Origin of the sequence: Streptomyces sp. NPDC059785, assembly GCF_042732375.1 — a bacterium.
Classification (GTDB): Bacteria; Actinomycetota; Actinomycetes; order Streptomycetales; family Streptomycetaceae; genus Streptomyces.
The window spans coordinates 75,484-89,013 of record NZ_JBHWHV010000015.1 but is presented as its reverse complement, the minus strand read 5'-3'; the positions used below and the strand labels follow the sequence as shown (position 1 = coordinate 89,013).

Sequence of the window (13,530 nt, the reverse complement as noted above, 5' to 3'; positions counted from 1 at the left end):
CCCGGCGCACACCCGGCGCGACAGTCGGGCGCTCAACCTGCCCGGACTTCGAAAACTTCCACCAGCACTCACCACAAAGGACCCGTCAGCAAGCTGACGGCCCCTCATGAAGGATCGAGGCTAGTGGTTGGATGACCTGACACAACCACAAGTTGCGGTTTAGTCACCCCATTTAGGCCACAAGAGGCGCTATTCTTCTCGACGGCGCGAACGACCCAGTTCAGGTCACAAACCTGCTGACACGATGGGTCATTTTGACGGGTTCTCAATACTTTGACCCGGTTTCTTCACGTTGGGGGGACACATGACCACGTTCGACTCCAAGATCCTCGATCGCATGTGGCAACGCGTTGAGCAAAGCAAGCTCGATTCAGATATCGCTTACTTCCATGATCTCATGCTACTAGGCGAACTCGCGGTAAAGCTGATGACCGTGGCTACATTGGCATGCGTTGAGAGCGATCGCGATCGACAGCGCTATAAAATTGAATACCAGCTATCTCGCGCAGACGGAATTGGCGAGTGGAGTCGCGCCTTCAGTGAGGTTCTCGTTGGACCTGCTAGCGCTTTTATTGCCGCTGATACCCGCCCATTCGTACGCGAGTTCACAGAAAACTTCTCCCAGGGATCAGATTCATGGCAACGTACCGCAATTGACGCACTAAGCGCTGCAGTGAAATCCATCGATGGCATCCTGGAGGAAGCCCCACGGAAATCCAGCATTCAATGGTGGGCCACCGCGTTTGCCGCACTGCGCAATAGGACGCGAGGGCATGGCGCAATCACTGGAGTTAAGTGCTCTGCCGCTGCACCGTCACTAGAAAAGTCGATAACAGCACTTCTGATTGGCTGCTCAATATTTTCTACACCGTGGCTCTATCTCCATCGGAATATTTCTGGCAAATATCGAGTCTCCGTGATTGCCGGAAACGTTGAGAGATATTCATACCTTAAAAGCGAAAGGGATCACGCCTACCAGGATGGCGTCTACATTGGAATAGCTGATCGCCTACTGGCAGTTCCACTGATTTCAAGCGACGTGGACGTCCAAGATGTATTTGTTGCCAACGGCGGGTACAAGTCGAAATCTGCCCAGGTTCCCACTGCAAGCTATGAATTGCTCTCCTATATTTCCGACACTCGGCATCGGCAAAGCGCAGAAGCCTACCAAACGCCACCTGAGTCGCTCCCCCCAAGCGAGACCGAGGGGAAGCCGAATCTCGATGTCGACGGCAACTCATTTGCCAATATTCCCCCAGGTCTGCCGGATTACATCAGGCGACCTGACATAGAAAATGAGGTAATCGCTCTCCTCAAAGAGGCTGACCGCTACCCAATTGTTACTCTAGTCGGACGAGGCGGGATCGGCAAAACTTCGCTCGCACTCGAGGTTCTTCATAAGTTGGCCGATTCCGGCGACTACTTCGCCATTCTTTGGTTCAGTTCTCGCGATATTGACCTGCTATCTACGGGGCCCAAGCCGGTTCGCCCTGCGGTTCTCTCCAAGGAAGATATTGCAAAGCAGTTCGCCGCATTGATGCATCCCAGCGCGTCCAAGGAGAAGGGATTTAAAGCAACCGAGTATCTCGCCAGTAGTCTCTCTGATCGCGATCCGAATCGACGTCTCTTGCTAGTATTCGACAACTTCGAGACAGCTACGCACCCGATCGAGCTTTACCAATTCATCGATTCCTATGTGCGGAGCCCCAACAAGGTTCTCATAACCACGCGCATGCGAGATTTTAAAGCGGACTTTCCGGTGGAGATCCGCGGACTCAAACGCGAAGAATTTGAAGACCTCGTGGTGAACACCGCCCGAAAATTGGGAATAGAAGGCCTACTAAATCACGCCTACATTGAGTCGCTTTACGACGAGACAGATGGGCATCCATACTTTGCCAAAATACTCCTAGGTGATGCCCAGCGAGAAGGTAAGGCCGTACCCGTTAAGCATCTTTTCCTAAATAAGGAGGATTCACTCAGGGCTCTATTTGAACGATCTTACGGGCTTTTGACGCCGGCTGCGCAGCGCGTCTTTCTGACCCTCAGTAACTGGCGGTCGCTTGTCCCACGTATGGCCCTAGAAGCAGCTCTACTCAGGCCGCAGAATGACACAATCGATGTAAGCGATGCGCTGAGCCAGCTTGAACGTTACTCGATGATTGAAGTTGTCACGGACCAACAAGGGGACGAGTTTCTCCGCACGCCTGTCACGGCCAGCGTCTTTGGTCAGAGCAAGCTTAAGCTCAGCCCTTTTAGAGCTGCAGTTCTCGCTGATACAGCCCTCGTTCAACAATTCGGCCCAATGCAAATCATCGATGTTGCCCGTGGCATGGCCCCTCGTGTCGAGCGAATGATTAGGGTCATCGATGCGCTCCGCTTGCGCGGTGAAAACTATGAGACTCAGATGCGGGCACTGCAGTACGTTGCTGACCAGTATCCTGGTGCTTGGTTGCGGATTGCAGAGTTCTATATGGAGAGCTCGAAAGAAGAAGACTGGGTAAGCGCCAGAACATCAATTGAACGATTTCTGGAGAAGGACAGCGAAAGCGTTAGAGCTCTTCGAAAGTTGATCGCGATTAATCGGCGATTGTCGGATGTTTCCGGCGAGTTGAATGCGCGCACTCTCTTGGCTGAGATTCCCGGGGTTGAGTATTCGGAGATCGCTAATGCGGCTAGCTGTTTTGCTCATGCGCAAAGCAATCAACTGATTCAGATGGACCCTGACGCCCGCCATCTCGCCATTACGAACCTCATCAGCTTGATGGAGGACCGAATTGACGAGGCTACCCCCTCGGAACTCGGGTTCCTAGCATGGCTCTTCATCTATGCGAAGGATGCGACGCGAGCGAGCGAAATCGTGAGGAAGGGACTGGATCGCGATCCGTCGAACCCTCACCTCGTCAAGCTGAGTCGCACTCTGAACGATCAAGGAGAGGTTTAGGCCCATTCGAGGCGCAGTCCCAGGTGTCCGCCGAAGATGACGGCAGCTACGGGAACGCGCGGCGTTTGCTGGTGTGACGCCACACTGAGATCGCCAGCCCATAGGCCGGGCACCCGACATCCACGGCTGACATCAACAGCACCGGACGCCAGCAACTCCGGGCGGCTTAAGGCATCAGCCTAGACATCACGGCAACCGTCTGCCGAGGACGTCGGACCAAACTCCTAAAGCGGTGCTCACCCTCTACACCGCTCAGGAGGAGGGCGTGAAGCCGACGGACTGGTCGAGGTGGAACGCGGAGCCAGAAGCCGTCGGAGTCCACCCCATGTGCAGGGCAAGCTGAACGGCCGCGGCAACACTGGACGGTAGTACAGGCTCAACCTCGCGACCGATCCAGTTGCTCGGATGCGGCTGGTCGGTGGTGACCACGAGCGTCATGCCCCGGGTGTCCGCAGGGGTCGACCGCGTACGTGCACGGCAACCAGGCCAGACCCTGAAAGTGCGTTGGCCGACCGCGCAAGCGCCAGCAGTAGGCTGGCCGTCGACGACGATCTGTCGTGAGCCCTTGCGGGTCAGTGCCATGGCTCCTCCTTCAACAGTGAAGATGCTAACCGCCATTCCAGAAGTTCTGTCGGTAACTGCTTGGGAACCAGGGGCTGGTCCAGGGGGCTGCGGTGGTCAGGAGCTGGCCGGGTGAGCGGGTGCGGAAGAAGGCGTGGATCTGTCGTCGGCGGCCCGGCCAGGTGGTGGCGGCGTTCGCGATGAACGTCTTCAGTGCGCCCCAGATCCGCTCGATGGGGTTGTCGTGCGGGCTGTAGCGGGCTCCGTACCACAGGTGCAGTCCGGGGCGGGCGGCGACGAAGTCGCGGACCGAGCGGGCGTGGTGGATGGAGTCGTTGTCACACAGCACCACCACGGCCGGGGCGGCCGGGAAGGCCGCCACCAGCTGCTGGAGCAGTGCCAGGACGTCGGCCGCACGGCGGCGGCCGAGCCGGTAGAGGAAGGCGCCGGTGGTCACCTCCAGCGCGCCCAGCTGCCGGTTCTTGCTCGGGGTGGCGATGGGCGGACGGTGGGCGAACGTGGTCCAGGTGGACCGCAGGCGCGGCAGCAGGTGCACATGAGTCTCGTCGGCCGCCCACACCACCGTTCCGGCCGGCAGCAGCCGCAACCGGCGGGTGATGGCGGCGATCACAGCCGGGCGCCGCGGATCGCCGCGGGCGACGAGCTTGGGCCGCCGCCAGACGGCCACCTGTCGCATCCGCCGGTACAGCGTGCGCCGGCTCATCGCCGGCCGGTGCAGGTAACGATGCAGCCGCCGGACAGTCCAGGGGCCCGGCCGCGCCAACAGCGCGGCGATCCGCGTGGGCAGCCGCCGGCCGCCCAGCTTCGGCCGTCCGCTGCGGGGCCGGTCGGCCAGGCCCGCTGCCCCGCAGGCGTTGAAGCGGCTGATCCAGCGGCGCACCGTGGCCGGGTCGTACTCCACCAGCACGGCAATCTGCGCAGGTGACAGACCGTGCAAAGACAGCAGGACCATCACCGCCCGCACCACCCTCCGGCCCCGGCCGCGCAGCAAGTCCCGTAATCGCTCACGCTCGGCGTCAGACGCATCGGCGAACACGGCGGGCGGGCGCACACTGACAACAACCTCGCCGGGTGGGCGGACGATGCCGGCGCTTCGATCGAACACCCGGCGAGGGCCATGTCAACATCTGCCGCCCCGCACGGCCTTGCCCTCCAACAAGCGCAAGACTTCTGGATACACGCTTAGCGAGCTGGTGCCGCCCTCCGTCTCAGTTTCCGTCTCGTGCAGCGCCGTTCACGGCCGTTCAGAGCAGACCGAAGCCCGTAGCCGCTCGAGCAACCGGCCGTCCATGAACGCGGGTGAACGGCCCCGTACGTGGCCCCACAAGACACCAACACAGTTGGAAAGCGTGTTGGGGTAGGTCCTCACCAGTTCGAATCTCGATAGGCCTGCCTCGAACCGGCTGAGGAACGGGTCGGCAGTTACGTCCGCCGACCGCCAAGACTCCGATAAAGGAGGAGCTCTGTGCACCACTGGCCACCAAGTCGTCCTCGGGGTGCACCGCGACCTGGGCATTACCCGATCAGAGCGCGAGCTGAAAAGGCTCACTCATAGGGGCCGAGGAACCGTGAGCCGTTCAGGTGGATGAGGTGGTCAGGCGCGTCAGCCACCCAGGCTTCGGTCTCCCATGCAAGGTCGACCAGCCACTTGCGCATCGTGGCGCGGTCCGGAAAGCAGTTCACGAACACCAGCCCTGCCTTGTCCGTCACGTAGAGGTTCTTCAGGTGCTCACGCCGTCCGAAGTCGATCGGTCCGTGAGAAGTGACGGCCTCCATCAGGAAGAGCCAACCGCGCTGCTCGTCGTAGACAACAAGGTCCGGGTTCTTGCCGTGCTCGTCAAAGGTCAGCCCGAGACGTGCGAAGTCGTCGTCTTGGCGGATGTCGTAGCGGTGATCTCTAGCGTCCCCCAGGTATAGCACCTGTCCGCCGGGGGCGAAACGGGGGCAAAACTCCTCGACCATGTCCCGGATCAGGGGGTTCTGGCCACCGGGAGAGAGGCGGAATACAGAGCCATCGGGCAGCATGACCGGGAGCATCTGCATCTCGCGGGTGGCCTTGTAAGCGGCCTGCTGAGTAGGAGCTCCGGCTAGCCAATCGTCTAGGGCGTCTTGGAATCCCCCGGTGCCGAAGAGGCGCACTACGGACAGAGCAGCTGGAGCGATCCGGTAATTATTCTTGGAGGAGTTAACCGCGCGCCCTTCGGGAGCATCGGAGTTGTGCTCAGCGAACCCCGCATCGACAAACTGGTGAAGCGTTTGCTTGCGGAAGGTCTCGCGCGAGTTCGGGGCGTACTCCTTGCCCCACCTTTCCGCTATGACGCCCATAACTTCCGTGACGCCGAGACGCGGGTTGGTAGCCGTCTCCCACGGCTCGCCGGGATCCAGGCCGAGTAGGGCGAGGGCTGTAAGGGCGGACCTGCTATTGCAGCGGACCTTGTCAAAGCCGAAAGCTTGCAGGAGGGCACTGGCATTGTCGACGGTTGCTCGTGAAGTACTGATCACCCTGAGGAGCCTACGACAGCTGGGAACAAGTCAGCCACGAGGGCATCGAGCTTCGTCTGTTCCGGGAGCCATTCCGGCGCGTTCTGTGCCAAGCGCACCAGGTCGTCACGGGAGGGGAAGGGGAGCGTCTTGACGTCTCCAGCGTTCACCTGGGTGTGCCCGGAGAAAGTGCGGAAGATCGCGTCGAGCGTCGAGGAGTTCAGCCAGAGCATCAGCCCGTGCGCGAGCTGAGGGTCGAGAGGCCCCTTCTTCTGGTGCAGGTAGTTGGTCTTGTTGTCCAGGGCAACCGGGCCCTCGTGCTTCCAAACGCCCGCGGCCACGCGCCGCTTCTCCTCCTTTGCGGAGAAGCGCTTGATGACGACGTAGTGCCCTTCGGGCAGGAGCAGTTTGCGGGCAGCCTCGGTGCTGGGGGAGAAGCCCTGCGGCTTCTTCGCGCGGCGCTGTGGCCACTCGATCTCTCCGCCGCGAACGTTGGCCTGGTAGACCATCGGCACGACACCGTCGGCGCCGAGGTCTTCGGTCAAGTGCTCGCGATTGCGAAAGTCGACGACCTTGCCCGTGCTGACGCCCAGGCCCAGGTCGGCCAAGGTGAATGAGACGGCCGGCGGCACGACGGCGGAATCATCGAAGCGGACAAACCGCTCGCGGTCCCCGGGCAGGACTACGGCGTCGAACGGGACGGTGCGGCGGAGCGGGGCATCATCGTGCGCAATCGACGCCGACAGGACGACATGTGGCTGCTGGTCGCCCCGTGTGCCAACCACGATGACGTTTTCCTGGAGGACGCCGGTGTCGGCGAACACGGTGTTGCGGCTCTCGAAGACATGTAGAAGGTCGAGGCTGGTGCGGTCGAGTACCCACTGACGAAAGGCGCGGTGGTAGGTGCCGTTGGCCCACGAGCGGGGCACGATGATCGCGATCTGGCCGCCGGGGGCGAGGGCGGCTGTCGCCCTGGCCCAGAAGGCTGTGTAGATGTTGCTGGTATCGACCAGGTGCTGCGCAATGCGCGTACGGTGCAGGCTGCCTGCGGCGAGCTTTCCATAGGGCGGGTTGGCGACGACAAGGTCGAACGGCCCATCGATGAGTGCGTCATCGTCGGTAAGGTAGTCGCCCTGCACGAGGTCGAAAGTGGTGCCGTAGGTGTCCCTGCATTCCTTGAGCGTGATCCGCAGGTAGGGCACGACCTGTGGGTCGGTCTCCACAGCAACCACGTGAACGTCCACGCCGGGACGCTCTTCGTGCAGTCGGGCCACCAGTGCGGCGGTCAGCGAGCCGACCCCGGCGCCGGGGTCCAGAACACGCACAGTGTTACTCAGCGCGTCCAGGCGAGGCATTGAGGCGATCAGGGCGGCGGCTGGTGCAGGGGTGAAGAACTGCCCCAGTGCGGCCTGAGTCTCAGGGGCAAGGACACTGAGCGCCTCCACCCGTCGCGCCTCGGTGTTCTCGATCAGTTTCACGGCGGTGATTCTCTCACGGGGCACCCCCCGATGAGGTCGTTGGGGGAAATCTATGCGGCGTCACTGGACGAACCCGAGCTCGCTCGGACGGCTGATGACCTGCGACAGCTTCTGAGCTGCGGGGGTAGTTCACCAACCAGCGAGCCAGGACACTGAGGCCGTGCGTCACTCAAGTCAGCGCCGGTATAGGACAGGAAAACCATCGCGTTGTATGGATTCCAAATCAGAAGGAAATTCATTCTTCACATAAGCAGGAAACTGTGTGAAGGGTCGGAAAATAGCGGTCCTGAAGTAAGCAGCGTCTCTCGTTTCGCGCGGACGTCTTCGTACGGATTCGCAGTGCTGAAGCATGTCCCAAGGTCGGGCGAACCACAACCCCACTCCTACATACCGTTCTGTCGGTGCATGCGCTCGACCGATGACCTGGGCGTGGACCAAGAAAATTGGGGCGTTCAACGCTACCGCGGCTGCCGTTATGTCATCGCAGTCGGTTGTGTCGAGTTGGAACTGGGACATGGGACTCCCTATGCCGCCTCCAGCAAGTGCACTGCGGCCGCTTTTCAGTTCGATCCCCAGCGCGACTTCACCTGACACGTAATTGGCCACAAAATCGGCTGTCGCCACCCGATCCGCGTCTGACCGCTGCCCCCGAGGGCGCAACTCGACCGGATCAATTTCCCGAAGTGACAACTCCGGCGCCTCCCGGAAGTTATCCGCCCACTGCGATTCGACAAATTTGACGGATGCAATGCCCCGCCCAATCGACCGCACGACACGATCACAGGTACCGCAAAGAAACCACTGCGAGAGGCGCACTTCTCGAAATGCATTACAGTGGCCGCAGTATCCGTCGATCTGCTCCCTTGAAACCCACTCCGGTCCCCGATCGCCGAAGGCGCGATGGACGTAAGCATCTCTACACGAGTTACACAAGAAGTAGGCCCGTAGTTCGACGTCTCGGGCAACCTCTGAATGGCGGGCGCATTCATACGCCGCATATGGGTCGGTAGCCAGAGATAGTCCCGCCTCCTCCAGTACCGAGACGATGTGCGATACGGTGCTCGGCCCGATCCCGGGCAACGACCGAAGCTGGCGCTCGTTCAGCGCAAGCAGCTGCTCAACATTTACAACCTCGACCCCCAGCAACTTCTTCTCGACTGCGCGCGCAAATGGCACCTCTGAACCGTGGAACTCCACGGGCCCCCCTCCATGTTGACCCGAACTGGCGATCAACCTAACAGGGAGCATGCACTGAGGCATCAGGGGTTGTGGACTATCTGTGGACAGGAAGGCAACTTCGGGGCCTGGAACTGCCGTGACCAGGGTGAACGCAGACAGCCGAACCGCTCTCCGGAGCCGTGTGCGCAGGTACTAGTCCTGCCGGGGGTGCCCCGAAAAAGGTGTCGTCAGGCTCCGTCGCCAGTGAGAACGCTGGGTGCGGGGTTTGTAGCTGTTGCTGCCTCTTACCGCCTCGCGGGGCAGTCACGCGCTGTTTATGGTCACGCGCCGGCGAGGCCGGGTACGGGCTCGCTATATCGGACGGTTGAGGACAGTGAGCAGGAGAGGTCATGTCACGAGAGGCGTGCCGGGTGATTACCAGGCCAGGCACAACCGGGGGCACCAATGGTGGGGGGACCTTCACTCGAGTCGCCCTGGCGATCTCCTGGCCGAGCCTAATGACCAGGTGATCACGCGCGGATCGCTGCTCTTGTGAAGCGGTATCGGGCGCTGAAGCGGTAGGCCCGCGGGAGGTTCGGACGCATTCGCACCGTCACAGGCAAGGTGGCCTTCAGCCCGGCACGTAAGGAGCAGCCTCGCTGTGAGGATGGACCCGTCAGGCTTCCGGGTCGTCTTCGTTGTCGTCGGGTGCGACGGTGATGATGGCGACCGCTGGTGGGTGTGGCTGTGGTGCGTACACGTAGACCACGGTCAGGCCCGGCATCTCAGTGCGGGGTTCCAGTCGGGTTCGGTACACGACCGTGTCGCTTCTGCCCTGTACCGGGCCTCGGCGTATGCCGAGCTTCGGGTTGTCCTCCAGCTCTCGCCGCAGTTCTTCTACGGCTCGCTGGGCGGTCACACCGAGCGTCTGTAGTCGTTTCGCCGCCGAACCCGTGATCACGGCGATGGCTCGGCTCACTCCTGGTGGCCCTTCTTGATCTCTGCGATGACGTCCAGCCCTTCATGCACCGCATCCTCGAACTCAGGGTCGCTGTAAGCGCGGATGCTGCCGGCATACGTCTTGATGACGTCGGCGACCAGGTGGAGATCGGTGGCCGTGGAACTGTCCAGGGCGCGAGCTAGGTCGGCCTCGAAGCTCTCTGAGTCGCCCGGGAAGCCCCGCCCGTCCCGCAGCGCGGCACGGATGTCGGCCACCGTCCTGAGGTTCGGCAGTGACCCGTGCGGTGTCTCGGCGTGCTGCGCGCTCATCAGTTCTCCTCGGGGCAGGTATGCGCTCACGACCATAGTCGCGCTCCCAGGTCGAAGAGGAGGTGGTCGTCCAGGCTCATACGTCGTCCCCGCACCGCACCACCAGCGGTTCGGTCGTCCGTACGCGCAGTGCCGGGCCCTCGGTCAGTCCCAGCACCACATGCGGGTCACCTGCGTCGTCGCGCTGTTCGCTGCGTACGCTCACGACCACGTGCCACCCGCCCCACATCCTCACGTGCTGGCCAGGGCGCACCACTGCCGCCGCGATCTCCTCACCGGCGGGCTCGGCGACGATGTCCGGGGCCTTCAGCTCCGCCCATACCGTCTTTCCGATTCCGGCCTCGCGCTCCTCGACGCCCCAACGGTGGGCCAACGCCTCCACGAGCAGCAGCCCGCGTCCGCCTGTCTCCTCCGCTCCTGGCGCTCGAACCTCGGGCCTGCCCGCGCCGGCGTCGCTGACCTCCAGCCGTAGCAGCCCGTCCGTCGGTGATCGCGCGATCCGGACGCCCACCTGTCGGTCGCTCGGTACGGGTACGCGCAGCGCGTTGGTCAGCAGTTCGGAGAGCACCAGCTCCGCGGCGTCCTGTACGTCTTGGCTTACGCCCCATGCGCTGAGTACGGCGTGCGCCAGTGCCCTGGATCTGGGCACGCTGCGGCGGGAACGGGACAGGCGGAACGTGACTTCGTTCGAGCGCGTGCTCTCTGCCATGACGCTCCCTAAGAGTCGGCAGCCGGTGACAAGACCTCGCGCTGCGGGGCCAGTTGTTGGATCCGAGTCCCGCGAGCACTGTCCGCAGGATATGTACTGGCGCAATGTTGCATGGAGCTTGCTGGCACTGTTTCACTCGTTCGTGCGCCCTCGCTTCTCCCGCGCCTGACCTCTGGTAGGAGTCGCACATGCCGACTGTCAAACCATCCACCCTGCTCGGACGCCAACTCGGCGACGAACTGCGCAAGCTCCGTGACGCCGCGGGTGTGTCCATGGCGGAAGCTGCCGCGGTACTCGACTGCACCAAAGGGAAGATCAGCCGGATGGAGAACGGGCACGTTCCGGTCCGTGTCCCGGACTTGAACGCGCTGCTGCACGCTTACCGCGTCGAAGAGCCTGAGACTCGCGACCGTCTCAGCGCCCTGGCGCAACGCGCCAACAGACGTCGTCGCGAGGGATGGTGGCACCAGTACGGCGCCGTTCTGGGTGATTCCTACCGCGATCAGATCGAACTGGAGGCCATCTGCGACAGTGTCCGCACGTACGAGGTGCAGCTGATTCCCGGACTCCTCCAGACCGCGGAGTACGGCCGTGCCGTGACAGTCGCTTCGCGGGCCTGGGAAACGCCTGAGGAGATCGATCAGTTCGTCCAAGTACGACTTGCCCGGCAGCGACGACTCACTGACGAGAACCCCATGTCCCTGTGGGCGGTGCTGGCAGAGGGGGCGCTCCGCCAGCACGTGGGTGGACCCGCCGTGATGCGTGCACAACTGGAACACCTCGCCGCAATGGCTGAGCTCTCCAACATCACCGTCCAGGTGCTGCCGTTCTCGCGAGGTGCGCACTCGGGTATGTTCGGCCCGTACCTACTGCTGAGTTTTCCGCAGGTGACTTCACTCGACCTTGTATTGACGGAGATCCCAACCGGCAACGTCTGGATGGAGCGCGAGCCAGCAGTCGCGTATTACCGCACCCTCTTCGATGACGCCCGTACTACAGCGCTGCCGCCCACCGAGTCGCTTACGCTGATCCGCCGTATCGCCAAGGAGTACCAGGCATGAGCCAGGACCATCACATACGACTCGTACTCGCGGACGCTGCATGGCGCGCCAGCAGTTATAGCGGTGGCCAGGGCAACTGCGTCGAAATCGCCGACGACCACCTCCCCGCCCTCATACCCGTCCGCGACAGCAAGCGTCCCGCCGGCCCCGCGCTCGCCTTCTCGCCCCGTGCGTGGACCGCCTTCGTCGGGCACTTGCGGGCAACGGCGAGGAATTGAGCAGCCCTGTCATCAATTGCCTCGCGCGGCCATCGGACGCTGTGTACGGTCGGGCGCTGATGAGGCGGGGGAACGGGCCCGCCTGTGACCGGTGACCGGGGGGATGGTGAGCAGGAGGCGTTACGTCGCCAGGGGTGTGCCGGGTGGGTATCGGATCTGGGACAACCGGGGGCGCCGCTGGTGGGGCGACCTCTACGAGATGTGCCCTGACGACCTGCTGGCCGAGCTGAACGGCCAGGCGGACCAGGCGCGGGTCACTGCGCTCATGAAGCGGTATCGCGCGCTGAAGCGGTAGGCGCGGGCATGGTGTGCGTGCACGGTGCGGGTGCATGGTGTGCGTGCATGCGGTCGTCGCGCCGTAGCGACGGGGGGCTCATGGGGAACGTTCTCTCTACCGTCTGGGGACTGATCACCTTCGCCGGGTTCGTGGTCGCGCTGATCATTCCCAAGACCGACGAACACATCACCGCGTACTGGGAGTCAGCGAAGGAAGGTGCGCGGGCTCGTGCCCGTAAGTGGTCTTCCGCAGTGCGGACCGCGCCCCTGGTCACCTGCGTGGCCGTGGCCCTCGTTTCCGTGGTGTCCGCACTGGCTCTGCGGGGCGACGACCGGCCGAACGGCGTCGATATCGGGATGCTCGCGGTCGCCGAACTCACGCAGGTGGCCTTCGCCGTCGCCGTGCTGTACCTGGTGACACGCGTGCCGAGTTCGATGCCGGTCGTGCGGCCCACCCCCGCCCCCACCGACGCGGACCTGGCCGCGCTCCGCTCCGTCGACGGTCCTCGCACCGCGCTGCGTTTCATCAACGAAAGCCGTACGCCGCTGCGATTGGCGTGGATCGATCACGGCGGGAATCGGCACGACCAGGGCGTGATCGAGCCGGGCAGCGCGCACGTCCGGCTGACCTACGTCGGGCATCCGTTCGTGGTCTCGTCCGCCGATGACGGCCGGGTCGTCGCCACGTACGCGCCCTTGCGGTTTCCGGGCGTCGCGGCGATCACCGACCCGATGACCGAAGCGAATCGTCCGGCCGCGCAGTAACGCCTGCGCCTGCGCCCGTGCCACCGCAACCGCCGTCGTTGTCGCTGTCGCCGTGTGCGGAGGCACGGGCTTCTCGCTACCTCATCTCACTGCTGCTTCGTCACTGTCACTACCGTCGAGCCCGGTCGGGCCTCGCTCAGGCCTCCGGTCAGACCTTCGTGAAGCACATCGTGTAGTCGATGCCCCGGCTCTGCTGGACCTGGATGCCGTAGTCGTACGCCGACCCGCATTCCTTGCCCGCGCCTATCAGCCGCTCGCCCATCTTGTACTCGGCCTTCGGGTCGTCGCAGTCGATGACCGTCGGTACCGGCTCGCCCTCGGGGTCCTCGACCGTCACGCAGTCGCCGATCTCCGGATCGTGCGTCGCATCCTCCTTCGCCTGGGCCGACTGCGAAGCCTCCGCCTTCGCTTTTCCGCCGGTGGGGCTGGTGTTGTAGTCCCAGACCCAGTAACCGACGGCGCCGAACACGGCTATGACGACGACCACTCCTATGAGGCGCTGCATCAACCCGGGCTGCTGGGGTCGCTGGGGTCCGCGCGGGGGCTGCGGCTGCGGTGGCTGCGGGTGTCCGTACGGGGCCTGGGGCTG

Annotated in this window: 13 protein-coding genes; 5 read left to right on the top strand and 8 right to left on the bottom strand. The window is 63.0% G+C overall.

Features of this window, described 5'->3' with window-relative positions:
• Nucleotides 1-304 precede the first annotated feature (304 nt).
• On the top strand, nucleotides 305-2,944 hold the full coding sequence (locus tag ACFV6E_RS14460) for an NB-ARC domain-containing protein (protein WP_385461753.1): 2,640 nt from the start codon (nucleotides 305-307) through the stop codon (nucleotides 2,942-2,944).
• Between the two features lie 607 nt (nucleotides 2,945-3,551).
• On the opposite strand, the gene ACFV6E_RS14455 is transcribed toward ACFV6E_RS14460, so the two are convergent.
• The 7 genes from ACFV6E_RS14455 to ACFV6E_RS14425 form a co-directional block, all read right to left on the bottom strand.
• Entirely contained in the window at nucleotides 3,552-4,577 is a 1,026-nt protein-coding gene (locus ACFV6E_RS14455) for an IS630 family transposase (RefSeq protein WP_385461750.1), read from the bottom strand.
• Nucleotides 4,578-5,071: 494 nt separating this feature from the next.
• Nucleotides 5,072-6,028, bottom strand: a complete 957-nt coding sequence (locus ACFV6E_RS14450; protein ID WP_385461747.1) for a BsuBI/PstI family type II restriction endonuclease — start codon at nucleotides 6,026-6,028, stop codon at nucleotides 5,072-5,074.
• A complete protein-coding gene (locus ACFV6E_RS14445) occupies nucleotides 6,025-7,485 on the bottom strand; it encodes a class I SAM-dependent DNA methyltransferase (protein WP_385461744.1) in 1,461 nt (486 codons plus the stop codon). The genes ACFV6E_RS14450 and ACFV6E_RS14445 overlap by 4 nt, the downstream gene beginning before the upstream one ends.
• Nucleotides 7,486-7,659: 174 nt before the next feature.
• On the bottom strand, nucleotides 7,660-8,682 hold the full coding sequence (locus ACFV6E_RS14440) for a hypothetical protein (RefSeq protein WP_385461741.1): 1,023 nt from the start codon (nucleotides 8,680-8,682) through the stop codon (nucleotides 7,660-7,662).
• A gap of 637 nt (nucleotides 8,683-9,319) precedes the next feature.
• Nucleotides 9,320-9,622: a hypothetical protein gene (locus ACFV6E_RS14435; protein ID WP_385461738.1), complete on the bottom strand. Its 303-nt coding sequence runs from the start codon at nucleotides 9,620-9,622 to the stop codon at nucleotides 9,320-9,322.
• Nucleotides 9,619-9,912 carry a hypothetical protein gene (locus ACFV6E_RS14430; protein ID WP_385461735.1) on the bottom strand — a complete coding sequence of 98 codons (294 nt, stop codon included), beginning with the start codon at nucleotides 9,910-9,912 and terminating at the stop codon, nucleotides 9,619-9,621. Before ACFV6E_RS14430 ends, ACFV6E_RS14435 begins: the two co-directional genes overlap by 4 nt.
• A 76-nt stretch (nucleotides 9,913-9,988) precedes the next feature.
• Complete coding sequence (locus ACFV6E_RS14425) at nucleotides 9,989-10,621, bottom strand: ATP-binding protein (protein ID WP_385461732.1); 633 nt, start codon at nucleotides 10,619-10,621, stop codon at nucleotides 9,989-9,991.
• Between the two features lie 188 nt (nucleotides 10,622-10,809).
• On the opposite strand from ACFV6E_RS14425, the gene ACFV6E_RS14420 reads away from it, so the two are divergent.
• The 4 genes from ACFV6E_RS14420 to ACFV6E_RS14405 all read left to right on the top strand — a co-directional run bounded on the left by ACFV6E_RS14420 (nucleotide 10,810) and on the right by ACFV6E_RS14405 (nucleotide 12,941).
• Nucleotides 10,810-11,682 (top strand): helix-turn-helix domain-containing protein, encoded by an 873-nt coding sequence (locus tag ACFV6E_RS14420; RefSeq protein ID WP_385461729.1) that lies wholly within the window; start codon nucleotides 10,810-10,812, stop codon nucleotides 11,680-11,682.
• Nucleotides 11,679-11,900, top strand: a complete 222-nt coding sequence (locus ACFV6E_RS14415; RefSeq protein ID WP_385461726.1) for a DUF397 domain-containing protein — start codon at nucleotides 11,679-11,681, stop codon at nucleotides 11,898-11,900. The genes ACFV6E_RS14420 and ACFV6E_RS14415 overlap by 4 nt, the downstream gene beginning before the upstream one ends.
• A gap of 106 nt (nucleotides 11,901-12,006) precedes the next feature.
• Nucleotides 12,007-12,195 (top strand): hypothetical protein, encoded by a 189-nt coding sequence (locus ACFV6E_RS14410; RefSeq protein ID WP_385461723.1) that lies wholly within the window; start codon nucleotides 12,007-12,009, stop codon nucleotides 12,193-12,195.
• A gap of 47 nt (nucleotides 12,196-12,242) precedes the next feature.
• Nucleotides 12,243-12,941: a hypothetical protein gene (locus ACFV6E_RS14405; protein ID WP_385461720.1), complete on the top strand. Its 699-nt coding sequence runs from the start codon at nucleotides 12,243-12,245 to the stop codon at nucleotides 12,939-12,941.
• A gap of 148 nt (nucleotides 12,942-13,089) precedes the next feature.
• Here ACFV6E_RS14405 and ACFV6E_RS14400 read toward each other — a convergent pair whose 3' ends face one another.
• Nucleotides 13,090-13,446 (bottom strand): hypothetical protein, encoded by a 357-nt coding sequence (locus ACFV6E_RS14400; RefSeq protein WP_385461717.1) that lies wholly within the window; start codon nucleotides 13,444-13,446, stop codon nucleotides 13,090-13,092.
• Nucleotides 13,447-13,530: the final 84 nt, after the last annotated feature.

What these genes read in the sequence shown, in the direction of transcription:
- ACFV6E_RS14460 (WP_385461753.1), top strand. Translation starts at nt 305, where the DNA reads ATGACCACGTTCGACTCCAAGATCCTCGATCGCATGTGGCAACGCGTT.
- ACFV6E_RS14430 (WP_385461735.1), bottom strand. Translation starts at nt 9,912, where the DNA reads ATGAGCGCGCAGCACGCCGAGACACCGCACGGGTCACTGCCGAACCTC.
- ACFV6E_RS14425 (WP_385461732.1), bottom strand. Translation starts at nt 10,621, where the DNA reads ATGGCAGAGAGCACGCGCTCGAACGAAGTCACGTTCCGCCTGTCCCGT.
- ACFV6E_RS14420 (WP_385461729.1), top strand. Translation starts at nt 10,810, where the DNA reads ATGCCGACTGTCAAACCATCCACCCTGCTCGGACGCCAACTCGGCGAC.
- ACFV6E_RS14415 (WP_385461726.1), top strand. Translation starts at nt 11,679, where the DNA reads ATGAGCCAGGACCATCACATACGACTCGTACTCGCGGACGCTGCATGG.
- ACFV6E_RS14405 (WP_385461720.1), top strand. Translation starts at nt 12,243, where the DNA reads ATGCGGTCGTCGCGCCGTAGCGACGGGGGGCTCATGGGGAACGTTCTC.
- ACFV6E_RS14400 (WP_385461717.1), bottom strand. Translation starts at nt 13,446, where the DNA reads ATGCAGCGCCTCATAGGAGTGGTCGTCGTCATAGCCGTGTTCGGCGCC.